The organism is Nocardioides sp. InS609-2, assembly GCF_023208195.1.
Taxonomy (GTDB): domain Bacteria; phylum Actinomycetota; class Actinomycetes; order Propionibacteriales; family Nocardioidaceae; genus Nocardioides.
On the sequence record NZ_CP060034.1, the window covers coordinates 4,434,543 to 4,458,878 of the forward strand.

Annotated in this window: 28 protein-coding genes and 1 pseudogene; 21 read left to right on the top strand and 8 right to left on the bottom strand. The window is 69.6% G+C overall.

Annotated features, from left to right (window positions below):
• Positions 1 to 15 precede the first annotated feature (15 nt).
• Positions 16 to 651 (top strand): CGNR zinc finger domain-containing protein, encoded by a 636-nt coding sequence (locus H4Q84_RS22645; RefSeq protein ID WP_248581312.1) that lies wholly within the window; start codon positions 16 to 18, stop codon positions 649 to 651.
• Positions 652 to 738: 87 nt separating this feature from the next.
• On the opposite strand, the gene H4Q84_RS22650 is transcribed toward H4Q84_RS22645, so the two are convergent.
• Complete coding sequence (locus tag H4Q84_RS22650; protein WP_248581313.1) at positions 739 to 1,251, bottom strand: GNAT family N-acetyltransferase; 513 nt, start codon at positions 1,249 to 1,251, stop codon at positions 739 to 741.
• A gap of 44 nt (positions 1,252 to 1,295) precedes the next feature.
• Between H4Q84_RS22650 and H4Q84_RS22655 the strand changes: the two genes are divergently transcribed.
• The 11 genes from H4Q84_RS22655 (at position 1,296) to H4Q84_RS22705 (ending at position 9,292) form a co-directional block, all read left to right on the top strand.
• The gene (locus H4Q84_RS22655; RefSeq protein WP_248581314.1) at positions 1,296 to 2,417 is read left to right on the top strand and encodes a methyltransferase; all 1,122 of its coding nucleotides are present in this window, start codon (positions 1,296 to 1,298) and stop codon (positions 2,415 to 2,417) included.
• Positions 2,414 to 2,608 (top strand): DUF3046 domain-containing protein, encoded by a 195-nt coding sequence (locus H4Q84_RS22660; RefSeq protein ID WP_248581315.1) that lies wholly within the window; start codon positions 2,414 to 2,416, stop codon positions 2,606 to 2,608. Before H4Q84_RS22655 ends, H4Q84_RS22660 begins: the two co-directional genes overlap by 4 nt.
• Positions 2,605 to 3,855, top strand: coding sequence for an MFS transporter (locus tag H4Q84_RS22665; protein ID WP_248581316.1), 1,251 nt, complete (start codon positions 2,605 to 2,607; stop codon positions 3,853 to 3,855). Before H4Q84_RS22660 ends, H4Q84_RS22665 begins: the two co-directional genes overlap by 4 nt.
• A 184-nt stretch (positions 3,856 to 4,039) precedes the next feature.
• The gene (gene recA, locus H4Q84_RS22670) at positions 4,040 to 5,092 is read left to right on the top strand and encodes a recombinase RecA (RefSeq protein ID WP_248581317.1); all 1,053 of its coding nucleotides are present in this window, start codon (positions 4,040 to 4,042) and stop codon (positions 5,090 to 5,092) included.
• Between the two features lie 22 nt (positions 5,093 to 5,114).
• Positions 5,115 to 5,681 (top strand): regulatory protein RecX, encoded by a 567-nt coding sequence (locus tag H4Q84_RS22675; protein ID WP_248581318.1) that lies wholly within the window; start codon positions 5,115 to 5,117, stop codon positions 5,679 to 5,681.
• Positions 5,682 to 5,691: 10 nt separating this feature from the next.
• Complete coding sequence (locus H4Q84_RS22680; RefSeq protein ID WP_248581319.1) at positions 5,692 to 5,835, top strand: hypothetical protein; 144 nt, start codon at positions 5,692 to 5,694, stop codon at positions 5,833 to 5,835.
• A complete protein-coding gene (locus tag H4Q84_RS22685) occupies positions 5,832 to 6,536 on the top strand; it encodes a GNAT family N-acetyltransferase (protein WP_248581320.1) in 705 nt (234 codons plus the stop codon). The genes H4Q84_RS22680 and H4Q84_RS22685 overlap by 4 nt, the downstream gene beginning before the upstream one ends.
• Before the next feature lie 35 nt (positions 6,537 to 6,571).
• Positions 6,572 to 7,423, top strand: a complete 852-nt coding sequence (locus H4Q84_RS22690; protein WP_248581321.1) for a PPK2 family polyphosphate kinase — start codon at positions 6,572 to 6,574, stop codon at positions 7,421 to 7,423.
• Positions 7,420 to 8,211 (top strand): HipA family kinase, encoded by a 792-nt coding sequence (locus H4Q84_RS22695; protein WP_248581322.1) that lies wholly within the window; start codon positions 7,420 to 7,422, stop codon positions 8,209 to 8,211. Before H4Q84_RS22690 ends, H4Q84_RS22695 begins: the two co-directional genes overlap by 4 nt.
• A complete protein-coding gene (locus H4Q84_RS22700) occupies positions 8,208 to 8,591 on the top strand; it encodes a DUF3037 domain-containing protein (protein WP_248581323.1) in 384 nt (127 codons plus the stop codon). Before H4Q84_RS22695 ends, H4Q84_RS22700 begins: the two co-directional genes overlap by 4 nt.
• Positions 8,588 to 9,292, top strand: coding sequence for a DNA alkylation repair protein (locus tag H4Q84_RS22705; protein WP_248581324.1), 705 nt, complete (start codon positions 8,588 to 8,590; stop codon positions 9,290 to 9,292). Before H4Q84_RS22700 ends, H4Q84_RS22705 begins: the two co-directional genes overlap by 4 nt.
• A gap of 3 nt (positions 9,293 to 9,295) precedes the next feature.
• Here H4Q84_RS22705 and H4Q84_RS22710 read toward each other — a convergent pair whose 3' ends face one another.
• The 4 genes from H4Q84_RS22710 to H4Q84_RS22725 all read right to left on the bottom strand — a co-directional run bounded on the left by H4Q84_RS22710 (position 9,296) and on the right by H4Q84_RS22725 (position 12,726).
• The gene (locus H4Q84_RS22710) at positions 9,296 to 10,039 is read right to left on the bottom strand and encodes a sirohydrochlorin chelatase (protein WP_248581325.1); all 744 of its coding nucleotides are present in this window, start codon (positions 10,037 to 10,039) and stop codon (positions 9,296 to 9,298) included.
• Positions 10,040 to 10,115: 76 nt separating this feature from the next.
• Positions 10,116 to 10,862 (bottom strand): phosphoadenylyl-sulfate reductase, encoded by a 747-nt coding sequence (locus tag H4Q84_RS22715; RefSeq protein ID WP_248581326.1) that lies wholly within the window; start codon positions 10,860 to 10,862, stop codon positions 10,116 to 10,118.
• Positions 10,859 to 11,008 carry a hypothetical protein gene (locus tag H4Q84_RS22720; RefSeq protein WP_248581327.1) on the bottom strand — a complete coding sequence of 50 codons (150 nt, stop codon included), beginning with the start codon at positions 11,006 to 11,008 and terminating at the stop codon, positions 10,859 to 10,861. Before H4Q84_RS22720 ends, H4Q84_RS22715 begins: the two co-directional genes overlap by 4 nt.
• Positions 11,005 to 12,726: a nitrite/sulfite reductase gene (locus H4Q84_RS22725; protein ID WP_248581328.1), complete on the bottom strand. Its 1,722-nt coding sequence runs from the start codon at positions 12,724 to 12,726 to the stop codon at positions 11,005 to 11,007. The genes H4Q84_RS22720 and H4Q84_RS22725 overlap by 4 nt, the downstream gene beginning before the upstream one ends.
• A 336-nt stretch (positions 12,727 to 13,062) precedes the next feature.
• Here H4Q84_RS22725 and H4Q84_RS22730 point away from each other — a divergent pair, with 336 nt between their 5' ends.
• Together H4Q84_RS22730 and H4Q84_RS22735 are read left to right on the top strand one after the other, a co-directional pair.
• Positions 13,063 to 14,499, top strand: coding sequence for a glycine hydroxymethyltransferase (locus H4Q84_RS22730; RefSeq protein WP_248581329.1), 1,437 nt, complete (start codon positions 13,063 to 13,065; stop codon positions 14,497 to 14,499).
• A 10-nt stretch (positions 14,500 to 14,509) separates the two neighbouring features.
• Entirely contained in the window at positions 14,510 to 14,833 is a 324-nt protein-coding gene (locus H4Q84_RS22735) for a TfoX/Sxy family protein (protein ID WP_248581330.1), read from the top strand.
• A gap of 4 nt (positions 14,834 to 14,837) precedes the next feature.
• On the opposite strand, the gene H4Q84_RS22740 is transcribed toward H4Q84_RS22735, so the two are convergent.
• Positions 14,838 to 15,038 carry a helix-turn-helix domain-containing protein gene (locus H4Q84_RS22740; protein WP_248581331.1) on the bottom strand — a complete coding sequence of 67 codons (201 nt, stop codon included), beginning with the start codon at positions 15,036 to 15,038 and terminating at the stop codon, positions 14,838 to 14,840.
• Positions 15,039 to 15,065: 27 nt separating this feature from the next.
• On the opposite strand from H4Q84_RS22740, the gene H4Q84_RS22745 reads away from it, so the two are divergent.
• Complete coding sequence (locus H4Q84_RS22745; protein WP_248581332.1) at positions 15,066 to 15,296, top strand: hypothetical protein; 231 nt, start codon at positions 15,066 to 15,068, stop codon at positions 15,294 to 15,296.
• A 280-nt stretch (positions 15,297 to 15,576) separates the two neighbouring features.
• Here the strand turns inward: H4Q84_RS22745 and H4Q84_RS22750 are convergent, their stop codons facing one another.
• Complete coding sequence (locus H4Q84_RS22750; protein ID WP_248581333.1) at positions 15,577 to 17,223, bottom strand: acyl-CoA dehydrogenase family protein; 1,647 nt, start codon at positions 17,221 to 17,223, stop codon at positions 15,577 to 15,579.
• 17 nt (positions 17,224 to 17,240) lie between these two features.
• On the opposite strand from H4Q84_RS22750, the gene H4Q84_RS22755 reads away from it, so the two are divergent.
• The 5 genes from H4Q84_RS22755 (at position 17,241) to H4Q84_RS22775 (ending at position 22,557) form a co-directional block, all read left to right on the top strand.
• Positions 17,241 to 18,203 carry a YihY/virulence factor BrkB family protein gene (locus H4Q84_RS22755; protein ID WP_248581334.1) on the top strand — a complete coding sequence of 321 codons (963 nt, stop codon included), beginning with the start codon at positions 17,241 to 17,243 and terminating at the stop codon, positions 18,201 to 18,203.
• Between the two features lie 4 nt (positions 18,204 to 18,207).
• A complete protein-coding gene (locus H4Q84_RS22760; RefSeq protein WP_349238391.1) occupies positions 18,208 to 19,311 on the top strand; it encodes an NAD-binding protein in 1,104 nt (367 codons plus the stop codon).
• Between the two features lie 98 nt (positions 19,312 to 19,409).
• Positions 19,410 to 20,027 carry a hypothetical protein gene (locus tag H4Q84_RS22765; protein WP_248581335.1) on the top strand — a complete coding sequence of 206 codons (618 nt, stop codon included), beginning with the start codon at positions 19,410 to 19,412 and terminating at the stop codon, positions 20,025 to 20,027.
• A gap of 810 nt (positions 20,028 to 20,837) precedes the next feature.
• Positions 20,838 to 22,235: a sialidase family protein gene (locus H4Q84_RS22770; protein WP_248581336.1), complete on the top strand. Its 1,398-nt coding sequence runs from the start codon at positions 20,838 to 20,840 to the stop codon at positions 22,233 to 22,235.
• A gap of 106 nt (positions 22,236 to 22,341) precedes the next feature.
• On the top strand, positions 22,342 to 22,557 hold the full coding sequence (locus H4Q84_RS22775) for a bifunctional hydroxymethylpyrimidine kinase/phosphomethylpyrimidine kinase (RefSeq protein WP_248581337.1): 216 nt from the start codon (positions 22,342 to 22,344) through the stop codon (positions 22,555 to 22,557).
• A 415-nt stretch (positions 22,558 to 22,972) separates the two neighbouring features.
• On the opposite strand, the gene H4Q84_RS22780 is transcribed toward H4Q84_RS22775, so the two are convergent.
• Positions 22,973 to 23,590, bottom strand: a complete 618-nt coding sequence (locus H4Q84_RS22780) for a class I SAM-dependent methyltransferase (protein WP_349238392.1) — start codon at positions 23,588 to 23,590, stop codon at positions 22,973 to 22,975.
• A 215-nt stretch (positions 23,591 to 23,805) separates the two neighbouring features.
• On the opposite strand from H4Q84_RS22780, the pseudogene H4Q84_RS22785 reads away from it, so the two are divergent.
• Positions 23,806 to 24,278: pseudogene (locus tag H4Q84_RS22785) on the top strand (transposase); the annotation flags it as partial.
• Between the last annotated feature and the right edge of the window lie 58 nt (positions 24,279 to 24,336).

Below are 24,336 nucleotides of genomic sequence, written 5' to 3' on the forward strand. Positions count from 1 at the left end.
CCGAGGTGGTAAGGGATGCAAACTGCGTTAGACGATTACGCCTGGGCGGCGGGCGTCGCCACCGACCTGATCAACACCACCGCCGAGGTGTGGCGCGGCGACGACCACCTGCCCGACCTGGCCGCCCTCGTAGCGTTCACCGATCGTCACGTCCACCACGCGAGAGACGAACAGGTTCGGAGCGACGGCCCAAGCGAGCTGTACGAACTCGCCCGCCGCGCCCGACCAGCCGACCTGCGGGCGGTCCGCGCGCTACGCATCACGGTGCGTGATCTGATCGATCACCCCGACCGCGGCTACCTCATCGCCGGCGCCAGCGTGCTCACCTCCTCCGCCGGTGGCGCCACCCTCATTCGCGACCCCGCGCACGAGCACCGCACCCGCTGGGCCGTATCGCTTCGCTCCGAGGCAACCGTCTTCGACGCTCTCTCACTCATCTGCGGCGTCGGCCTCCTCGGCGTCGTACACACCCTCGGCGAGGGGCGATTCCGCCCATGCAGCGCGCCCAACTGCCGAGGTGCGTTCATCGACACCACCCGGCCCGGCCGACGCCGTTACTGCATGCCAGGCCTGTGCGGGAACCGCACCAACGTCGCCAACCACCGCGCCCGTCGAGCCGCAGCGCGCGAGCCGGACAGCACAACCCGGTAGACCTCACACAGCACTGACTTGTCCGACCGATCGACAGCGGCTCATGCGGCGCGCTCCCAGCGGCGGCGAAGCGTCTGTCCTACTTGCCTAGAGGCGCAGCTCGTAGAACTCAACGTCGATCCACCGGCCGAACTTCCGCCCGACCTCGCGGAACGTCCCGATCGGCTCGAACCCACACGAGAGGTGCATCTTGATGCTGGGCTCGTTGGGCAGCGCGATGCCCGCGATCACCACGTGCACCCCGGCTCCGCGCATCCGCCCAAGCAACTCGGCGTACAACGCGTGACCGATGCCGCGCCCTTGCGCCGACGGGTCGACGTAGATGGTCGACTCGCGGGTGTGGACGTACGCCGGATTCGGTCGGTACGACGTCGAGTAGGCGTAGCCGACCACGCCGCTCGCCGCGTCGGCAGCCACCAGAGCGAAGTCGCCGGGCGCCCGGCTATCGACGTACGACGCCCAGGCCTGGTCCGATCGCGGCTCGATGTCGAAGGGGGCGTGCCCCTCCTTCGCCTCGCGGCCGTAGATCGCGGACATCGTGGGGATGTCGTCGCGCGTCGCGTCTCGGACGACGAAGGGGTCAGGGAAGTCGGCAGCCATGGGCGCATGCTGCCACTGTCGGAACCCGCTGGTTGAATGGCCGAGTGCCGATCGCCCGTGACACCAAGGACTGGACCTGGGTGCTCGAGCGCCCGTGCCCCGACTGCGGTTTCGCCGCGTCGACGCTGGCGCTCGAAGACCTGCCCGCGCTGCTCCGGGACACCACCGCGACGTGGTCGCAGGTGCTCCGGCTGGCCGACGTGCGCGAGCGGCCTGACGCGTCGACCTGGTCGCCCCTGGAGTACGCCTGCCACGTGCGCGACGTGCACCAGGTCTTCGCCGAGCGGCTCACCCTGATGCTCACCGAGGACGCGCCGGCCTTCGCCAACTGGGACCAGGACGCCACGGCGCTCGAGTCCGACTACGCAGCCCAGGACCCGGCCGAGGTCGACATCGCGCTGATCGAGGCGGCCGGCACGGTCGCCGGCCTCTACGCCACGGTGACCGACGAGACGGCCGGCCGCACCGGCATCCGCAGCGACGGCAGCGAGTTCACCATCACCACGCTGGGGCGCTACCACCTGCACGACATCGTGCATCACCTCCACGACGTCGGCCACGACCCGTTGCGCGCCACGATCCGCGCGTACGACGACCACGCCGCCGCCTACCGCGACGGCACCGCCGTCATGAGCGACGAGCTGCGCGCCGTCATCAAGACGTTCGCCGCGCGCCTCGGGGCCGGCGCACGCGTGCTCGAGATCGGCAGTGGCGGCGGCCGCGACGCCCGCGCGCTCGAGGCGGCCGGGCTGCACGTCCGACGCACCGACATCACCCCCGGCTTCGTCAGGCTGTTGCGCGACGCCGGGCTGCAGGCCAGCGTCGTCGACCCGTTGCACGACGACCTCGGCACTCCCGCGTCGTACGACGGCGTCTGGGCGAGCGCCTGCCTCCTACATGTCGAGCGAGCCGACCTGCCCACCGTGCTGCAGCGGCTGGCCGTCGTCATCCGGGACGGTGGCCTGCTGCACGTCTCGCTCAAGGAGGGTGAGGGAGAGGCGTGGTCGAGGCACGGCAGCATCGACGCACCCCGCCGGTTCGTCTACTGGCGCGAGGAGCCCTTGCGCCAGGTGCTCGACGGCGCCGGCTGGCGCGTCGACACGCTCACCCGCAACATCGGCCGCACCGGTGAGCCCTGGCTCAGCGTCATCGCGAGCCGTTCATGAGACACACCGAGTTCTGGGCTCGGATGGAGACGGCGCTGGGTGCGTCGTACGCGCGTCCCTGGGCCAGCCTCACGGTGATCGGTGAGCTGGGCGGTCGCACCGCCGAGGAGGCGCTGGTGGCAGGCGAGGACCCCAAGGCCGTGTGGGCCGCCGTCTGGCGCAAGCTCGAGCTGCCCGAGAACCAGCAATGAGCACTCCCGATCTGGTCGCGATCCAGCGCCGCACGGTGCGGGTGCTGGTCGTCGGCCAGGCCATCGGCGCCGTCGGCATCACCATCGGTGTCGCCACCGCGTCCCTGCTGGCCCGCGACATCTCCGGCTCCGACACCCAGGCCGGCCTGGCGCAGACCACGCAGGTGCTTGGCGCCGCGGTCGCGTCGTACCTCCTCGCCCGGGCTATGTCTCACCGCGGCCGGCGTTTCGGGCAGGTCACCGGTCTGCTGGTCGGCGCGGCCGGTGCTCTGCTTGCCGTGGTGGCCGGGGTGGTCGACTCGATGGCACTGCTGCTGGTCGGCGCCGCACTGTTGGGCTCGACCACGGCTGCCAATGCCGGAGCCCGGTACGCCGCCACCGACCTGGCGCCGGAGGCCACCCGCGCTCGCTCGCTTGCGATCGTTGTCTGGGCGACCACGATCGGCGCCGTCCTCGGGCCCAACCTCACCGGTCCGGCCGGCGCGCTCGCCGATGCTCTGGGCATCCCTCCGCTCACCGGCCCGTTCCTGCTGGGCAGTGTCGCGATGGTCATCGCCGCGGTCGTGATCGGCACCTTCCTGCGCCCCGACCCGTTGCTGACGGCGCGGGCGGCGGCCGGGGCGGCCGAGCAGGACGTCACCGGCACCTCGTGGGGCCGTGCCGTCGACGCCGTACGCCGTCAGCCGGCGCTGGGTGCCGCCATCGGTGGCATCGCGTCGGCCCACGCCGTGATGATCGCGGTGATGATCATGACCCCGCTCCACATGGAGCACGGCGGCGCCGAGTTGCGCGTGATCGGGTTCGTCATCTCGGTGCACGTGCTGGGCATGTTCGCGTTCTCGCCGCTCGTCGGCCTCGCGACCGACCGCATCGGCCGGCCGGCGATGCTGCTCGTCGGTGCCGGGGTGCTGCTCGCCTCGCTCGTGCTGTGCGCGCGATCGCCCGAGGGCTCGTCCTGGCAGATCTTCGTAGGGCTGTTCCTGCTGGGCCTGGGCTGGTCGTGCGCGACGGTCGCGGGGTCGACGCTGGTCGCCGACCTGGCGCCGCTCGACGTACGCACCGACGTGCAGGGCGCCTCCGACATGACGATGGGTCTCACCGCTGCCGCGGCCGGTGCCGTGGCCGGCGTGATCGTGGGGCAGTGGGGCTATCCGGCGCTCACCGCCTTCGCCGCGGTGCTGGCCGGTGGGGTGCTCGCCGCGGGTGTCGTGAGTGGCCGGCCGGCGGCCCAGCGCGTCAGCGTCTGAACGGCGCGCGACACGCCGGCCGATCAGCGGTGGTCGAACACCTGTTCGGGCTATGTTTGGTCCACGGGTATGACGCTCGGCCGAGGTTGTCCACAGGCTTCGACGCTCCTGATCAGGGACTGTCGGTGGCTCGTTCTAGCGTCGTCGACGTACCCGATTCCGACACGACACTAAGGACACGCTCATGGCTGGTGGAGACCGCGACAAGGCCCTGGATGCCGCACTCGCAAACATCGAGAAGCAGTTCGGCAAGGGCTCGGTCATGCGACTGGGCGACGAGACGCGTGCCCCGCTCGAGGTGATCCCCACGGGGTCGATCGCCCTCGACGTCGCGCTCGGCCTGGGCGGCCTGCCGCGTGGCCGGGTCGTCGAGATCTACGGTCCGGAGTCCTCCGGCAAGACGACGGTCGCCCTGCACGCCGTGGCCAACGCCCAGGCGGCCGGCGGCATCGTGGCGTTCATCGACGCCGAGCACGCCCTCGACCCCGACTACGCCAAGGCGCTCGGTGTCGACACCGACGCACTGCTGGTCTCGCAGCCCGACTCCGGTGAGCAGGCGCTCGAGATCGCCGACATGCTGATCCGCTCCGGCGCGCTGTCGCTGATCGTGATCGACTCGGTGGCCGCGCTCGTGCCCCGTGCCGAGATCGAGGGCGAGATGGGCGACAGCCACGTCGGCCTCCAGGCCCGGCTGATGAGCCAGGCGCTGCGCAAGATGACCGGTGCGCTCAACAACTCCCGCACCACGATGATCTTCATCAATCAGCTGCGGGAAAAGATCGGCGTCATGTTCGGCTCGCCCGAGACCACCACCGGTGGCAAGGCGCTGAAGTTCTACTCATCGGTGCGTCTCGACGTGCGCCGCATCGAGACGCTCAAGGACGGCACCGACATGGTCGGCAACCGCACCCGCGTCAAGGTCGTCAAGAACAAGGTGGCCCCGCCGTTCAAGCAGGCGGAGTTCGACATCATGTACGGCAAGGGCATCTCCCGCGAGGGTGGCCTGATCGACGTGGGCGTCGAAGCAGGTCTCGTCCGCAAGGCCGGCGCCTGGTACACCTACGAAGGCGACCAGCTCGGCCAGGGCAAGGAGAACGCCCGCAGCTTCCTCAAGGACAACCCCGACCTCGCCAACGAGCTCGAGAAGAAGATCCTCGAGAAGCTCGGTGTCGGCCCGCAGGTCGACAAGCCGGAGGAGGCCCTCTCCGATGAGCCCATCGGCGTCGACAGCTTCTGAATCTCGACAGGCTCGATCACCGATGGGTGTGGTGTGCGGCGATGTGGCAGCTGGCGTCGCCGCGTGGACCCGCGAGGCCGGCGTGCCTCCCGACCCTGGGGCCGAAGGTCCGCCCGCCGACCAGGAGGCCGTCGCGCGCAAGATCCTGCTCGACCAGCTGACCGGCCGGGCGCGGACCCGGCACCAGCTGGCCGAGAAGCTGGCCCAGAAGAACGTGCCCGACGAGCTGGCCACGCGCCTGCTCGACCGGTTCGAGGAGGTCGGCCTCGTCGACGACGCGGCCTTCGCCCGCGAGTGGGTCCAGCAGCGCAGCTCCGGCCGTGGGCTGGCCCGACGAGCCCTGGCCCACGAGCTGCAGCGCTTGGGCATCGACGACGAGATCGCCCGCGAGGCGCTCGACCAGGTCGACGGCGACGACGAGCGCGAGCTCGCCCGCGAGCTGGTCCGGCGCAAGCTGAAGTCGGTGGCGGGCCTCGAAACCGACAAGGCCACCCGGAGGCTGGTCGGCATTCTGGCGCGCAAGGGTCACTCGCCCGGCGTCGCCTATGCGGTGGTCAAGGAGGAGCTGGCGGGCCTCGACGTTCGATAGGTTGCCGGGCATGCCAGATCTCCAACCCGTGTACGACGAGCTGCACCCGCGCCTGTCGGTCCATGAGGACGCCTTCGTCGCCTCGCACAACTTCAGCGGCGCCAACGCCGCCGGTGGCCGCACGTACGCCGAGCGCGGCCGGCTGGCCAGATGAGCTCCCGGCTGATCGTGGTCCACGGCGACCGTGAGCTCGACGGCACGATCCGCGAGGGGGAGTCGTGGGCGGCTGCCGCGCGTCGTACTGCCGCGACCCTCATCAGCGAGCCGGTGCCGATCGACCTCTCGGGTGAGGTGAAGCGGTTCGCGATCGACCACGACCTGGTGGTGTCGGTCCGGGCGATGTCGCGTGGCGACCTGCCGCTGGTGACGAAGTGGCGGCAGGCAGAGCACGTCCACAAGTGGTGGACCTCCGACGGCGACCCGTCGGCCGAGCGGGTCGAGGCGCAGTACGGTCCCGACATCGACGGCATGACCCCGACCCGGATGTGGGTCGCCGAGGTCAACGGGCGCTCGGTCGGGTTCGTGCAGGACTACAAGATCGCCGACTACCCGGAGTTCGCGCTGCTGACCCCCGACCCCGCGGCGCTGGGTGTCGACTACGCCATCGGGGAGCCCGAGTGGGTCGGCCGCGGCATCGGCACCCGCGTGCTGTGGGCGTGGGCGCTCAAGGCACGTCAGCGCCATCCCGAGGTGGCCCACTATTTCGCCGCGCCTGACCACCGCAACGAGGCGTCGCTGCGGCTGCTCGACAAGGTCGGCTTCACTCGGGGGCTGTGGTTCGGCGAGCCGCAGTCGGACGGCACCACGGCCACCGTGGTCGGGTGCACTCTCGATGCCGCGCGCGTGGTGGGCTGACCCGCACGCCGCCGCGGGTCCGACATGATGGGCACATGAGCGACGCGTTGGACACCTCCGCCCTCCTCCTGCCCCCCGGCCCCGTTGACCTGACTGCCGTCGAGACCGACGCGGCGCCGGGATTCGCCGGGAAGAAGAGCGACGGCGAGAAGGCGCTGGTCGGCCTCGAGACCGAGCTGGCAGACCTGCAGGAGCGGCTGTTCGCCGAGCGCTCGGCGGGGTCGGAGCGTCGCATCCTGCTGGTGCTGCAAGGCATGGACACCTCCGGCAAGGGCGGCACACTGCGCCACACGGTCGGGCTCGTCGACCCGCAGGGCGTCCGCATCACGTCGTTCAAGGCGCCGACCGACGAGGAGAAGAAGCACGACTTCCTCTGGCGCATCCGCAATGCCGCACCCCCTCCGGGCACCATCGGTGTCTTCGACCGGTCGCACTACGAGGACGTGCTCATCGTCAAGGTGCACGAGTGGGCCGACGCTGACGAGATCGAGAGGCGGTACGACGCGATCAACGCGTTCGAGCGCGAGCTCGCCGACGGCGGCACCACGATCATCAAGTGCATGCTGCACATCGGGGTCGAAGAGCAGAAGGCCCGCCTGCAGGAGCGGCTCGACAACCCGGAGAAGCACTGGAAGTACAACCCCGTTGACGTCGACGAGCGCGCGCACTGGCCGGCGTACCAGGAGGCCTACGAGATGGCCCTGGAGCGCACCCACACCCAGGTCGCGCCCTGGCACGTCATCCCGGCCGACAAGAAATGGTTCCGCAACCTGGCCATCGGGCACCTGTTGCTCCAGGGCCTGCGACGGCTCGACCTCCAGTGGCCGGCAGCCGACTTCGACGTCGAGGTGGAGAAGAAGCGGCTGGCCGAGTCGGACACCGCATGACGGCCACGAGTCTCGAAGGCGCGACCCTGCCCACGGTCGGAGTCACCCGTTACGTCACGCCCCTGCGTGAGGGCGGCAGCCTGCCCGGCATCGTCGAGGCCGACGACCTCGGCACCTACGTGTGCAAGTTCCGTGGCGCGGGTCAGGGCCTCCGGGTGCTGGTCGCCGAGGTGATCGTCGGCGAGCTGGCCCGCCGCATCGGCCTGCTGACCCCGCGGCTCGTCGCGCTGGAGCTGGATCCCGAGATCGCGCGCTACGAGGCCGACGAGGAGGTGCAGGACCTGCTCAACGCCAGCCCCGGGCTCAACCTCGGCGTCGACTTCCTGCCCGGTGCGTTCGGCTTCGACGAGGACCTGCCAGCCCCCAACCCGGTGGCAGCGTCGGTGCTCTGGCTCGACGCCTTCTGCGCCAACGTCGACCGCAGCTGGCGCAACCCCAACCTGTTGCTCTGGCACGGCGAGCTGTGGGTGATCGACCACGGCGCGGCGCTCTACTTCCACCATGGGTGGAGCGCCGGCGTGACCGACCCCGAGCGCTTCGCCCGTCAGCCGTGGAGCGTGAGCGACCACGTGTTCGGCGCACACGTCCCAGCCCTACCCAGTGCCGACGCGGAGCTCAGCGCCGTCGTCACGCCGGCCGCCCTGACCGAGGTGCTGGCCGCCGTACCCGATGGCTGGCTCGAGCCCGTGCCCGGCGCAGAGTCCCCTGACGCGCTGCGCGCGGCGTACGTCGCGTTCCTCTCTGCTCGGCTCGGCACCCGCCAGTGGCTCCCGGGAGGTGGCGCGTGACGACCCGCCTCGCCTACCAGTACGTCGCGTTGCGTTGCGTGCCGCGCCCCGACCGCGAGGAGTTCCTGAACGTCGGCGTGATCGTCTACTGCCAGGCGGCCGACTATCTCGACGTGGCCTGGCACGTCGACCGCGAGCGACTGGCGGCACTCGACCCGCGTCTCGACCTCGACCAGGTGTGCTCGGCACTCACCTTCGCCCAGCACGTGTGCGGCGGGGACGAGCGCGCCGGTGAGGCCGCCCAGTTGCCGCTCGGCCAGCGCTTCGGGTTCCTCAAGGCCCCGCGTTCGACGGTGGTGCAGCCCGGCCCGGTGCACGGCGGGCTGACCACCGATCCCGCTCGACAGCTCGAGCACCTGCTGGCGACGTACGTCGGATGAACAGCGATCCGGCCCTCGTCGAGGCGATCCGGGAGGCCCTCGCCGCAGCCGGAGATGCCGAGCGAGCCGTGCAGCAGCAGGCCTACATGAAGTCCGCGATGCCCTGTCGCGGACTGACCGCGCCAGAGCTGCGTGCGCTGCTGCGGCCGATCCTGGCCGGCCACCGGATCCCTGACTCGAGCACATGGGAGGACACGGCACGCGCCCTGTGGGACGGAGCGACCCACCGCGAGGAGTGGTATGCCGCGCTCGCCCTGTTGCGGCATCGCTACTACCGCGGCTGGCACGGGCCGGAGCTGCTGGACCTCTACGTGCACCTGGTGCGCACCGGGCGCTGGTGGGACGTCGTCGACGAGATCGCCTCCCACCTCGTGGGCGACGTGCTCGCCGTGCACCGGGCGCAGGTGACGCCGGTCATCCGTGCGTGGGCGGTCGACGACGACCTGTGGGTACGCCGCACCAGCGTCATCGCGCAGCTCGGCCACAAGGAGGCCACGGACACACACCTGCTCGAAGAAGTGGTGAGCGACAACCTCGAAGGATCACCGCACGGTTCGGAGTTCTTCATCCGCAAGGCAGTGGGCTGGGCGCTGCGGGAGTACGCGCGCACCGATCCGGCGTGGGTGCTGGACTTCGTCGACACCCACGCCGACCGGTTGAGCGGGCTCTCACGCCGTGAGGCGCTCAAGCACCTGCACTGAGCGTCACACCGGGACGAGCTCGACCGCACCCACCGCGTAGCGCGCCAGGATCGTGCGAGCCAGCACCGGGTGTGCACCCAGGGGAGCCGACACCGCGATGGCGCCGGCCTCCGTGGCCAGCTCGGCCGCACGGTCGGGCAGGAACCCGGGTGCGAGGAACAGCGACGCGACGGCGATGTGCCGACGTCCCTCACCGCGGAAGGCGCGCACCGCTTCGCCAGTTGCCGGGGGAGCCGACGACGCGAACGCCGCGGTCACGGGCAGCTTGTGCCGGGTGCCCCAGACGCGGGCGAGCCGGGCGACGGCCTGGTTGGCGAGCGGGTCGGACGAGCCGGCGGCCGCGAGCACGAGGGCGTCGAGCTCACGGACGCGGGCGTCCTTGAGTGCTTCGCGCATGCGGATGTCGAGGACCTCCAGGAAGGCCTGCTCGAGGCCGAGCACGTTGGTGGCCCGGACGCGAAGGCCCGGGTGCCGCTCGGTCGCCAGCGCTATCGCCGACGGCACGTCGACCTTGGCGTGGTAGGCCTCGGTGAGCAGCAGCGGCACGACGACGATCTCGTCGAAGCCGGCGCGCACGAGCTTGTCGACCACCGTCTGGAACGACGGCTTGCAGAGCTCGAGGAACGCAGGCTCGATGCGCAGGTCGGGCCGCATCGAGCGCACCTCGTCGACCAGTGCGGTGATGGTCTTTGCGGAGCGCGGGTCGCGGCTTCCGTGGGCCAGGGCGATCAGTGCAGGAGCAGCCATCAGAGGGGCCTCCCATCGTGCGTGGTGGGGTGGTCGACGACGTTGTCGGCCATGGTGCGGTTCTGTGAAGGGATCCTCATGAGTGGATCCCGCATTCGGTCTTGTTGGTGCCGGCCCAGCGGCCGCTTCGCGGGTCCTCGCCGGGCGCCACGCGCCGCGTGCACGGCCAGCAGCCGATCGACGGGTAGCCGTCCTGGACCAGCGGGTTGACGAGCACGCCGTGCTTCTCGATGTACGCGTCGACCTCTTCGTCGGACCAGCGAGCCAGCGGCGAGACCTTGACCTTGCCCTTGCGCGCGTCCCAGCCGACGACCGGCGCGATGACCCGGTTGCGGGTCTCGGCCCGCCGCAGGCCGGTGGCCCACGCGTCGTACCCGCTCAGCGACTCGGCTAGCGGTGCCACCTTGCGCAGCGCGCAGCACTTGTCGGGGTCGGTCTTGTAGAGGTCCTTGCCGTACGCCGCGTCCTGCTCGGCCACCGTCTGCACCGGCGCGATCGTGATCAGGTTGACGGGCAGCGTGGCCTCGACGGCGTCGCGGGTGCCGATGGTCTCGGCGAAGTGGTAGCCGGTGTCGAGGAACACCACGTCGATGTCGGGTGCCACGGTCGAGGCGAGGTGCGCGAGCACGGCATCACCCATCGACGAGGTCACGCAGAAGCGCTTGCCGAACGTCGCCACCGCCCACTCGATGATGTCGGTGGCCGGGGCGAGCTCGAGCTCGGCGCCGACGTGCGACACCAGCTCGCGCAGCTCCTCGGAGGTGCGGCCCTCGGTCTGCGTGCCCCGGAACTCCCGGGCGGCCTGGGTGGTCGCGGTGGTCATCGCGCACCTCCGGTCGGCTCGATCATTCCGATGTAGGTCACCGCGAAGGCGCGCAGGCAGGACCGGCACTCCCAGCCGTCCTCACGGGGGAACAGGTTCTCGCCCCCGCAGTAGGGGCAGTGGAAGGGTGCCGCGCGGCCGCTCATGCGAGCTCCACCTGATTCTCTCCGCGCAACAGCTCCTCGTCGGCCCGGACGACCCAGGTCGCGAAGCTCTCGCCGTCTGCGCGATCGGTGAGGAAGGCGTGGACGACGTTGGTGACGAAGTCGTCGAGGCCGACGCTGGTCACCTTGTGGGCGCGCAGCTTGCGGCCGAAGTTCGAGCCGAGGCCGAGCGCACCACCGAGGTGCACCTGGAAGCCCTCGACCTGGTTGCCACCGCCGTCGAGCACGAGCTGGCCCTTGAGCCCGAAGTCGGCGACCTGGGTGCGGGCGCAGGCGTTGGGGCAGCCGTTGACGTTGACAGTGATCGGCACGTCGAGGTCGGGGAACCGCTTCTCGAGCTCGGTGACCAGGGCCGCTGCACGGTTCTTGGTGTCGACGATCGCCAGCTTGCAGAACTCGATGCCCGTGCAGGCCATCGTGTTGCGGCGCCAGTTGGACGGCTTCGCGGTGAGGCCCACCTTCTCGAGGTCGGCGGTGAAGGCGTCGACCACGTCGGCCTCGAGCCCGATCACGACGAGCTTCTGGTACGCCGTCAGCCGGGCGCCGCGGGCGCCGTACTGGTCGACGAGGTCGGCAAGACCGGTCAGCGTGCTGCCGTCGATGCGGCCGACGACCGGGGCGGCGCCGACGTAGAAGCGGCCGTCCTTCTGCTCGTGCACGCCGATGTGGTCACCCTGGCGCTCGGGAGCGACGGGAGAGGGGCAGTCGACCAGGCCGCGGTGGAGGTACTCAGTCTCGAGGATCTCGCGGAACTTCTCCTTGCCCCAGTCGGCCACCAGGAACTTCAGCCGGGCCTTGGAGCGGAGCCGGCGGTAGCCGTAGTCGCGGAAGATGCCGGCCACGCCCTCCCAGACGTCGGCGACCTCGTCGAGAGGGATCCACACACCGAGCTTCTGCGCGAGCATCGGGTTGGTGGACAGGCCACCCCCGACCCACAGGTCGAAGCCGGGGCCGTGCTCGGGGTGCACCGTGCCGACGAACGAGATGTCGTTGACCTCGGGCGCAACGTCGTGGCTCGGGTGGCCGGTCAGCGCGGTCTTGAACTTGCGCGGCAGGTTGGAGAACTCCGGGTTGCCGATGGCGCGGCGCTTGATCTCGGCCAATGCCTCGGAGCCGTCGATGATCTCGTCCTTGGCGATGCCGGCCACCGGGGAGCCGAGGAAGGGCCGCGGCGAGTCGCCGCAGGCCTCGACCGTCGTCAGGCCAGCGCCCTCGAGGCGATCCCAGATCGCGGGGACGTCCTCGACGCGGATCCAGTGGTACTGGATGTTGTTCCGGTCGGTGATGTCGGCGGTGTTGCGGGCGTACGCGGTCGACGTCTCGCCGAGCGCACGCAGGGCGTCGGCGTCGAGGATCTGGCCGTCGGTGCGCACGCGCATCATGAAGTAGCGGTCGTCGAGCTCCTCTTCCTCGAGCGTGGCGGTCTTGCCACCGTCGAAGCCCGGGGCGCGTTGGGTGTAGAGGCCCATCCAGCGGAAGCGGCCGCGCAGGTCGGCCGGGTCGATGGAGTCGAAGCCGCGCTTGGAGTAGACGTTCTCGATGCGGGCCCGGACGTTGAGCGGGTCGTCGTCCTTCTTGGACTGCTCGTTCTTGTTGAGCGGCTCGCGGTAGCCCAGGGCCCACTGCCCCTCGCCGCGCTTGGGACGCGGGCGGGCGGTGCGGGCACCGGTGGGTGCGGGCTGGGAAGTCTGGGTGCTCACGGGGGAGTCCTGTCGCTGAGGGCCGCGCGCGTCGTTGGGCGCGGTGGGGTGCAGGGGCGGCGAAGATCAGCGAGGCAAACAGATCATGCTGCGCGTACGCATGAGGTCCACGTGGAGTCGAACCACGAGGTGCGTGTGCGTCAGTACGGTGATCATGTGGTCGAGTCTCAGGGTGCGGACACTCGTTTCACAAGTTGGAATCTCGTGTGGTGAGACGCTGCGCCACATCGTGAGACGGTGACGCTCGAGCCCGCGGTGGAATCCCCGCTCCCTGCGGCCCAGGTCACAGCCCGACCCACCCAGCGGGCGTCGTACGACTTCACTAGGCTGGGGGTCATGACGGACGCCCTGATCTCCTCTGCGTACAGCCAGGCCCTCGAGGTCATCGGCAAGGTCGAGCCCCGCATCGCGGAGGCCACCCGACAGGAGCTCGCCGACCAGCGCTCCTCCCTCAAGCTCATCGCCTCCGAGAACTACGCGTCGCCAGCCGTGCTGCTGACGATGGGCACGTGGTTCTCCGACAAGTACGCCGAGGGCACGATCGGGCACCGGTTCTACGCCGGCTGCCAGAACGTCGACACTGTGGAGTCGCTGGCCGCCGAGCATGCCCGCGAGCTCTTCGGGGCGCCGTACGCGTATGTGCAGCCGCACTCCGGCATCGACGCCAACCTGGTGGCGTTCTGGTCGATCCTGGCAAACCGCGTCGAGACCCCGGCGCTGGCGAGACTGGGCGCGAAGAACGTCAACGAGCTGAGCGAGGCCGACTGGGAGGAGCTGCGGCACGAGTTCGGCAACCAGCGGCTCCTCGGCATGAGCCTCGACGCAGGCGGTCACCTCACGCATGGCTTCCGGCCCAACATCAGCGGCAAGATGTTCCACCAGCAGCAGTACGGCACCGACCCCGAGACGGGGCTGCTCGACTACGACGTCGTGGCCGCGAAGGCCCGTGAGTTCAAGCCGCTGGTGCTCGTGGCGGGCTACTCCGCCTACCCGCGCCGGGTGAACTTCGCGAAGATGCGCGAGATCGCCGACGAGGTCGGCGCGGTGCTGATGGTCGACATGGCGCACTTCGCAGGTCTGGTCGCCGGCAAGGTGTTCACCGGCGAAGAGGACCCCGTGCCCTACGCCCACATCACCACGACGACCACGCACAAGTCGCTGCGCGGTCCGCGCGGCGGCATGGTGCTGGCGCAGGAGGAGTTCGCGGCCGACGTCGATCGCGGCTGCCCGATGGTGCTGGGCGGGCCGCTCTCGCACGTGATGGCCGCCAAGGCCGTCGCGCTCGCCGAGGCTCGCCAGCCGGAGTTCAAGACCTACGCCCAGGCCGTGGCCGACAACGCGAAGTCGCTGGCCGACGGGTTCCTCAAGCGCGACGCCAACCTCGTCACCGGCGGCACCGACAACCACATCGTGCTGCTCGACGTGTCGTCCTACGGCCTCACCGGTCGGCAGGCCGAGTCGGCGCTGCTCGACGCGGGCGTCGTCACCAACCGCAACTCGGTGCCGGCCGACGCCAACGGCGCCTGGTACACCTCCGGCATCCGCCTCGGCACCCCCGCGCTCACCACCCGCGGCTTCGGGCACGACGAGTTCGACCACGTCGCCGAGCTGATCGTCGAGGTGCTGTCGAACACCACGGCCGGCACTACCAAGGCTGGTGGCCCGTCCAAGGCGTCGTACAAGCTGGGTGACGGAGTCGCCGACAAGGTCAAGGATGCCTCGGCCGACATGCTCGACAAGCACCCGCTCTACCCGGGGCTCGTGCTCAGTTGAGCTGACCACCATGCCGTACGACGAGCAGCTCGCCGACCGGATCCGGCACGCGCTGACTGGGCAGCCGGCGGTGCGCGAGGTCGCCATGTTCGGCGGCCTGTCGTTCATGGTCGACGACAAGCTGTCCGTCGCTGCCGACTCACACGGCCGGCTGATGGTGCGCTGTGACCCTGACCGGGTCGACGAGCTGCTGGAGCGTCCCGGTGCGAGCTGGCCGGAGATGCGCGGCAAGCCGATGAGCAGGGGCTGGATCGTCGTCGACGACTCCGGCACCGGGTCCGACGAGGACCTGGCGTGGTGGATCGGTCGGGCGCTCGACCACCTCACGGCCTGAGCAGCTACACCCAGCGGTACTCCACCTCGGGGCGCCCGCTGCCGCCGTACCTCGGGTGACGCTCGGCCTGGCCGGAGTCCGCGAGCTGCCCGAGGTAGCGGCGCGCGGTCACCCGTGACGTGCCGACGGCCTCGGCGGCCTCGGTCGCAGACAGTGCGGCGTCGCGGAGGGCGGCGACGACCGCTGCCATCGTCTCGGCGCTCATGCCCTTCGGGAGGTCGGCCCCGGCGCCGTGGCGCAGGCTGTCGAAGAGCCGGTCGACCTCGTCCTGTCCGACCTCGCCGCCGCCGGCCAGCTGCGCCCGGTAGGCGGCGTACTGCTCGAGCTTGCCGCGGAAGGTCGCGAACGTGAACGGCTTCAGCAGGTAGAGGACGACGCCCTGGGCGACCGCATGGCGTACGAAGTCGGCGTCGCGGGGGGTGTTTCGGGACTGCCACGCACGGCCGGTCCGGCACGGTCTTGACGTCCCAACCGTGCTGGAGGGCGGCGCTGGTCAGGCACAGCACTCCGGAGGCGCGGTGCGCCAGGACGACTGCTTCGTCGGCGATCGCCAACGCGTAGCGCCAACGGGCGACGCGCACGACCTCGCCGTCCGCCACTGCCGTCTCGACCGCATCACGAGACGTCGCCCGCCAGAGCTGCCGACGGCTCGCCACCCCACCGAGATGGCGGAGCTGCTCGGCGACGGACATGGGGACACTGTGCCCAGATCTCGCCCGTCACGCGGGACGCTATACACAGGCTCAGAGGGTGGGCGTCGTCCGCTCCACGATTGAACGCAGGTCGCCGCCGGACAGCGTGCCGAACGTGCCGCCGTACGACGTGCCGAGCCGGGTCTCGCAGAATGCGTCGGCGATCTCCGGGGGAGCGAAGCGGACGAGCAGCGAGCCCTGGAGGCAGGCCGCCATCTGGCCGGCCAGCCGCCGGGCGCCCGCCTCGAGCGACGACACGTCTCCGAGCAGGGTGAGCGCGTCGTCGATCGCCCGGTCGAGCCGGGGGTCGGCGCCGCGGGCGAGTCCGACCTCGGTGATCCAGGCCGCGAGCGTCTCGGGCTCGCGGGTGATCGCACGGAGTACGTCGAGGGCGTTGACGTTGCCGGAGCCCTCCCAGACCGAGTTGAGCGGCGACTCGCGGAAGAGCAGCGGCAGCCCGGACTCCTCGACGTAGCCGTTGCCGCCCAGGCACTCGAGCGCCTCGGCCACCATCGCCGGTGTGCGCTTGCAGACCCAGAACTTCGCCAGCGGCAGGGCGATCCGGCGCAGGGCGGCCTCGTGCGGGTCATGCTGGTTGTCGACGGCCGCGGCGAGGCGCATCGCGAGGGCGGTGGCTGCCTCGGACTCGACGGCGAGGTCGGCGATGACGTTCTGCATGAGCGGCTTGTCGGCGAGCAGCCCGCCGAACGCCGAGCGGTGCGCGACGTGCCACGACGCCTCGGCGAGCGCCTTGCGCATGAGTGACGCGGAGCCGAGCACGCAGTCGAGCCGGGTCGCCGCGACCATCTCGATGATGGTGCGTACGCCGCGGCCCTCGTCGCCGAGCCGGCGGGCGAGAGTGCCGTCGAACTCCAGCTCGCTGGACGCGTTGGACCGGTTGCCGAGCTTGTCCTTGAGGCGTACGACGTCGAACTGGTTGCGCGTCCCGTCGGGCAGCACCCGCGGCACCACGAAGCAGGTGACGCCGCCGTCGGTCTGGGCCAGCACGAGGAACATGTCGTTCATCGGCGCCGAGGTGAACCACTTGTGGCCGTGCAGTGTGTAGAGCCCGTCCTCGGCCGTCCGGTGGGCGACCGTGACGTTGGCGCGGACGTCTGAGCCGCCCTGCTTCTCGGTCATCCCCATGCCAGCCAGCGCGCCGCGCTTCTCCGACGGCATGCGCAGTCCGGGGTCGTAGCTGGTGGACGCCAGCAGCGGAGTCCACTCCTTCGCCAGTGCGTCGTCGACCCGCAGGGCCGGCACCGCGGCGTACGTCATGGAGATCGGGCAGCCGTGGCCCGGCTCGGTCTGCGACCAGGCGAAGAAGCCGGCCGCGCGGCGTACGTGTGCATGCGGTGAGTCCGACTCCCACGGTGCGGCCTGCAGCCCGTGGCCGACGCCGCGCTCCATCAACCAGTGCCACGACGGGTGGAACTCCACCTCGTCGACGCGGTTGCCGTAGCGGTCGTAGGACTTGAGGGTCGGGTGGAACTCGTTGGCGAGCCTGCCGTGCTCGCGCGCCTCTGCACTGCCGGCCTCGATGCCGATGGCGTCGAGATCGGCGAGTACGTCGACCGATGCATGCCGCTCGACGGCCTCGGTGAGCGCGCGGTCGGACGTGACGACGTCGTGGCCCGCGAGCAACGGCACCTGGTTGGTGGAGGCCCGAAGATCGGCTCCTCGGTTTCGGCTGTCCATGTGGATACCGTAGGTCCATGCCGACAGCGAGCCAGCAACATCCTGTGGCTCGCACCGCTCAGTCGACGTTCGAGCGCTTCAAGGAGACCATCTGGCGGCTGATCGTCACCACCGTCGGGTCCTGCTTGCGCTACCGCGTCACCGGACTTGCTGCCGAGGCGGCGTTCTTTGCAGTGCTGTCGGTGCCACCGCTGGTCTTCGGCCTCGCCGGCGCGGTCGGATTCGTGTTCGACGCCTTCACCGACGCCCAGGTCGACGACGTACGCCAGGCGGTCCTGGACCTCGCGTCGCGCGCGCTCACCGACGGCGCGGTCAACCGGATCATCGAGCCGACGATCAACCAGGTGCTCGACGGCGGGCGGTACGACGTCATCTCGCTCGGCTTCGTGCTGGCCCTCTGGTCGGGCAGCCGGGCCCTCAACGTCTTCGTCGACACCATCACGATCATGCACGGACTCGGCGGGCACCGGGGGATCGTGAAGACCCGGGCGCTGTCGTTCGTGCTGTACCTGATGGCCATGGTCACCGGAGGCATCACGATCCCGCTGGTGGTGGCCGGGCCCGACCTGATCCGGTCCTGGCTGCCCGAGCGCTTCGACTTCCTGATGTCGTTCTACTGGCCGATCGTGCTCGTGGTCTGCATCTGCTTCCTCGCCACGCTCTACCACGTGTCCGTGCCGGTGCGGACGAACTGGAGCTTCAACCTGCCCGGCGCGATCTTCTCGCTCGTGGTGTGGATCCTCGGCTCCTACCTCCTGCGCTGGACCCTCACGGTCACGGCCGCCGAGTCGAAGTCGATCTACGGACCCTTGGCCGCGCCGATCGCCGTACTGCTGTGGCTCTACATCCTCGCCATCGCCGTACTCATCGGAGCGGCGGTCAACGCTGCCTTCGACACGGTCTTCCCCCAGACCCGTACGGCCAACGCGAGGCGCGAGCTGATGGCGCGGCTGAGGCGCACGGTCGGCATGAAAGAGTGACCGCGTGATCAACTCGTCGCGCCACGAGACGTCCGCGACGCGCGGCAGCAGCATGGTCGCGTTGCCCGACCGCGTGCGCTCGCCGTGGTGGGTTCTCGGCCGCCGGATGCTGGCGGCGTTGGCGATCCTGGTCGCCACCGTGATGCTGGTCTACTTCGACAACGGCGGCTACGACGACGGCAACGACTCGACGGGGAAGGTCGACTTCGTCGACTCGATCTACTACTCGACCGTCACCCTGAGCACGACCGGGTACGGCGACATCGCGCCGGTCTCGCAGCAGGCCCGGCTCATCAACGCGTTCGTCATCACGCCGTTCCGTATCGGCTTTCTGGTGCTGCTGATCGGCACCACCCTCGAGGTGCTCGCCTCGCAGGGCCGCGAGATGTTCCGGATTGCCCGGTGGAGGAAGAACATGCGAAAGACCGTCGTCGTCGTCGGCTACGGCACCAAGGGCCGTTCTGCTGTGGAGACCCTGATCAACAACGGCCAGGACAAGGCCTCCATCGTGATCGTCGACCCGAGCGAGCAGGCGAAGAACGACGCGCACGCCGACGGACTGGTGGTGATCGCCGGCGACGCGACACGGCGTGCGGTGCTCCTGCAGGCCGGGGTGTCCGACGCCGACCAGGTCATCATCACCACCGACCGCGACGACTCCAACGTGCTCGCCACGCTGACCGTCCGCCAGCTCAACCCGGACGCCTGGATCGTGGTCTCGGTGCGAGAGCACGAGAATGTGGCGCTGATGCGCCAGTCCGGCGCCAACTCCGTCATCACCTCGTCCGACGCGGTCGGTCGCCTGCTCGGCCTATCGTCGATGTCGCCGGTGCTCGGCTCCGTGATGGAGGACCTCCTGACGTACGGCGAGGGGCTCGAGGTCGCCGAACGCGACCTGCTCGTCTCCGAGGTGGGCAAGCAGCCCCAGCAGCTGCCTGACCAGGTCATCGCTGTCGCCCGCGACGAGAAGGTCTACCGCTACTTCGATCCGGTGGTCACCCAGCTCGCCCGCGGCGACCGGCTGATCGTCGTACGCCCGGCCAAGGAACTGCCGTGGGCGCCGCGCCCCGGCACTCATGGCGAGGACTCGGCGGACGGCGAGGAGTAGTCGCCGCCATTCCGTTTTCGCCAATCTTGAGGACTGCCCGCGTGCCCCGAGCGGAGTAGCGTCGAAAGATCCGCAACACACGGTCAGGACGGAAGGGGATGGTGGACATGTTCGTGCAGGTGATCCAAGGACATGTGTCCGACGCCGAGCGGGTGCGTGCCCGGCTCGACGCCTGGGCCTCGGAGCTGGCTCCCGGCGCCGCGGGGTGGCTCGGCAGCACGGCGGGGGTGACCGCCGACGGGATGCTCGTCGCGCTCGCCCGATTCGAGTCGGAGGAGGCAGCCCGGCGCAACAGCGATCGGCCCGAGCAGGGCGCCTGGTGGGAGGAGACGGCATCGCTCTTCACCGAGGAACCGGCCTTCCACAACAGCACGTCGGTCGACGTGGACACTCCGGGAGACCCGTCGCAGGCAGGCTTCGTGCAGGTGATGCAGGGTCGTGTGAGCAACCCGGACCGTGCGCGCGAGCTCATGGCGGACGACTCGACCGACATGCAGGAGCTCAGACCGGACGTGCTCGGCACCATTCAGGTGGCGCACGACGAGGACGCCTGGACGATGGCGATCTACTTCAGCTCCGAGGAGGAGGCTCGCGCCGGTGAGCAGAAGGAACCGCCGCCCGAGATGCAGCAGATGATGAAGGAGATGGACTCGCTGGCGATCGGTGAGACGACGTACTTCGATCTCAAGGATCCCTGGCTTCACGCGCCCAGCTGATTGTCAGGAATGAGCAACGCCCAGGTCGTCAGACCTGGGCGTTCATCGTGTGGGCGATACTGGGCTTGAATTGTTGAGGGACGGTTGTCCAGCGTCCTCGCGTCTGAGGCCTGATCTAGCTGGAACTCGCAGGTCAGAGGCGGTATTGCGGGTCTGGCAGACGTGGTCGGATGAAGTCGGGAATGGACGTCATTTTTCCCCGAGATTCCCCTCTTGTTCCCCGAAAGCGATACTGGGAGTGCACAAGATGGCTCGGCGAAGACGAGTACCCGACGAGGGTTCGGACGCATCGAGAAGCGTGACAACGGCCGCTACCGCGCGGCGTACCCGGGTCCCGACGGGCGTCTCTATCGGGCACCGGTGACGTTCGACGCGAGGGACGATGCCGTCGCGTGGCTCTCTGCCCGGCGGGCCGAGATCCAGATGGAGGTGTGGGCTCCCGTGTCTGGCCAGACTCGGTCTAGGTAGTCGGCGGGAGGCTCCTTTTTTGGGCTGCCCACCCGCGTGCGGGTGTGGCTCACTTCCGGTCTGCAGCCGAACTTCCGAGAAGTTCGGGGCTTCTGGGACCTGGCGCCGGTGTCCGGCCAGGCATACGATCAGGCCGTTACCCTTCAACGAGGGGGAGTCATGCGCAGGTCTCACAAAACCGCTACCGCCGTCGCGATTCTGGTCACCTTGGGTGCGCCTTCCGCTTTCGGCGCAGTCGCCCAGCGGACGGCCGCGAGCGGGCCGAGCCCGTTCGGGCCGGGGCCCTGCAACACGCAGCCTCAGGCCGGCACGCTGTATCAAGCCTCCGAGCTCGAGCCCTGGGTGGACGTCGACCCCACCAGTGCGGCTGACGCCGACGGCCCCGACCTCATCGGCGTCTACCAGCAGGATCGCTACTCCAGCGGCGGTGCCCGGGGGCTCGGCACCAGCGTCTCGACCGACGGTGGGACAACCTTCCTCCCGCTGCCGGCCGGCCAGCTCCCGCGCTTCTCGCAGTGTGCCGGCAACCCGCTCTACGAGCGCGCCTCCGATCCGTGGGTGAGCATCGGTCCCGACGGGGACGCCTACCAGATAGCGCTGTCGTTCAACGAAACGGCGAACCTCGACAACGCCGTCCTCGTCAGCCAGTCGCCTGCCGCTAGCGACGGACGCCAGTGGAGCGACCCCATCACCCTCAAGCGCGACACGAACCCGGCGGTGTTCAACGACAAGGAGTCGATCACCGCGGACCAGAACGACGCGAACTACGTCTATGCGGTCTGGGATCGGCTCGTGTTCCCGAACGAGCGGACCCGCGGCTCCTCCCCGGAGAATACCGCCGCCTTCCGAGGGCCGGCGTGGTTCTCGCGTACGACGAACGGCGGCGCTACGTGGGAGCCCGCCCGGCCCATCTTCGACCCAGGTCAGAACGACCAGACGATCGGCAACCAGATCGTCGCACTCGGCGACGGCGATCTTGTCAACATCATGACGGTGCTCTCCAACGACAACCGCGCAGGACGTCGTGGCGGCACGATTGCTGTGCTGAGGTCGCCGTTCCCGAGCCGCGGCTCGAGTTGGAGCGGGCAGTTCGACATCTCTCGGCTCGGAACCGTCGGCGTGACCGACCCCGAGACAGGTGCCCCGGTGCGGACCGGTGACATCATCCCCGAGATCGCCTCCGATGAACGTGCTGGGCACGACGAGGTCTACGCGGTCTGGCAGGACGCTCGCTTCAACGGGTTCCAGCGCGACCAGATCGCGTTCTCACGCTCCACCGACGGCGGCCGCACGTGGTCGAAGCCGGTGCGGATCAGCACCCACAACGACACCCAGGCCTTCACGCCGGCGATCCGCGTCGACGGGCAGGGCAACATCGGGGTCACCTACGACGACTTCCGCAACAACGACCCGGCGACACCGGCGCTGGAGACCGACGTCTGGTTCACCCGCTCCACCGACGGCGGCCGGACATGGGGCGAGGAACGGGTCACACCGACCCCCTTCGACATGCGCACGGCGCCGGTCGCCCGCGGCTACTTCGTGGGGGACTACGAGGGACTAGGCGCCCTAGGCACGACGTTCTACCCGTTCTCATCGGAGTCGCGCGGGGCGACGGACGTGTTCGCCTCGACGGTCCAGACGCCGTTCGCGTCCCCGACGTACACGCCGTCGACGACGGAGGGCGCGCAGCCCGCATCGGCCTTCCCGGTTATCAAGGGTCGGCCGATCCCACGGTGAGGTAGCGACCACAAGGCGACTGGGGTGCGCGCGAAGATCCTCCGGCTCCCAGAACCGCCATGGGGCCGCCCGGATCCTCGGGGTCGCGCAGGTACGTCACGACGGGGTGCCCGACTCCGCGGTCGCCCTGCACGAGCTGGGCCCCGCCGTGGTCCCAACGGGCGGCACGCCGGACGGCGGCCTGTGCCGGGACGTCCTCGTCGACGAGCGCGGCGTCCACCGCCTCGACCACCCATCGGTGGCGAGCGAGAACGACCACGGCACCGGGTGCACGTGCGGGCGCCCGGATCGCGGCAGTGGAAGACGCTCTGCGTGTCGATGAGTGGCGTAGGAACGTCCCCCTGATGGAGTGCTGGCCGCCGGCAAGTCATCCCTCATTGCTCTCTCCGGCTCGCTCCCATGCGCCATCCGGGCCACTCAGGAGCTGGGGACGGACGCTAGTGGTGACGGTTCCTCCGTGGTGGACGACCTATGCGTCTATTGGTGGCCTGCCTTGAAGCCAGCCCGCTTGACGACGTTCGAGGAACACCCGGCTACTGACGCCCGCGGCCAAGGCGTCTCACTTCACCGCGATCGCGGCCGCGTAACTTCGCCCCGAGCGGCCTTCCTGAGCGCGGGGTCCGCGTCTGGCGGCGACAAGGTACCTATCTGCGTGCGAGTTCAGGCCTAACCATTGAAAGCGACCCACCAAGTTGTTGGCTCCGCTGCGCCACTGCCGATGTCGGAAGGCTTGGGCCTCAGGACGCAACGGCGACACCCAGTGAGTCCGCGCCCAGGGGCTTTGGCGCACCCTTTTCATAGAACACGTCGACGTCCTCGACGGTGAAGCCGGCGGTGTGAAGCAGTTCGAGAATCGGTCGCGACAAGTGGCATCCCCCGAACATCCGCTTGTTGAGCGGCTCAAGCCGGTGCTGCCAGCGCTGCACGTTCACATCTGGCGCCAGGCCGTGCTCGATGAAGTGCAGGGTGCCGCTCGGCCGTAGCACTCGACGGACCTCGGTCAACGCGAGGACCGGGTCCGGGATCGTGCACAGCGTCCACGTCGACAGCGCCGCGTCGAAGCTGTCGTCGGGGAAAGGCAGCGACTGCCCGTCGAGCCCGGACCGCTCGACCGCGACGGGTGACGCCGCCACCCGGTCCCGAGCGAGTTGCCAGCTCAGCTTCGACGGCTCGACCGCGGCGACCCGCTCCACCGCGGCGGGATAGAACGGAACGTTGTGTCCCGTGCCGAAGCCGATCTCCACGACTTGACCGTGCAGACCGGCACACACCCGCGCGCGCAACGGACGCGACTCCTTCATCCCGCAGGCAACGTCGATGATCCTCGGCAGCACGCGTTCGGCGTAGACACCCATGCCGACTCCTTCCCGGCCACGCTGGTACCAGCCACTGTGCCCCCTCCGCGCACCATGTCACCAGTGGTCGAGCAGGTCGTGACCGATACGCGAACAGCGGAGTCCATGGGCGTGGTGTACGACGGGCCCGGCCTGAGCGTGGCGTTCTGACACCAGGACGGCCACCGCGTCTTCCTTCAAGACCTGCGAAAGCACGACTGAAGGAGAGCACGACGATGACCGTCGACCCCAACTCTATTGACCTGCCCGCGTTCATGGCCGAGCACCTGCATCGCGCCGAGCCCGACCTGCTCCGATCGATGTTGTCCACGTTCGTGCAGGCGCTGATGTCGGCCGAGGCCGACGCGATCTGTGGTGCCCCCTGCGGCGAACGGTCCCCAGAGCTGACCAACTCCCGCAACGGCTACCGGACCCGGGACTTCGAGACCCGCACCGGCACCATTGAGGTCGCGATCCCCAAGCTGCGCGAGGGCTCCTACTTCCCCGACTGGCTGCTCGAGCGCCGCCGCAGGTCGAGCGGGCACTGACCACGGTGGTCGCGACCTGCTATCGGCTCGGAGTCTCGACCCGGCGGATGGAGAAGCTCGTCGGTACCCTGGGGATCACGCGGCTGTCCAAGTCGCAGATCTCGGTGATGGCCAAGGAGCTCGATGCCCATGTCGAGGACTTCCGCACCCGGCCGCTGGACCAGAACGAGGACCTGACACCCGCCGCACTCACTGCCTAGAGTGCAACCACCGGATCAC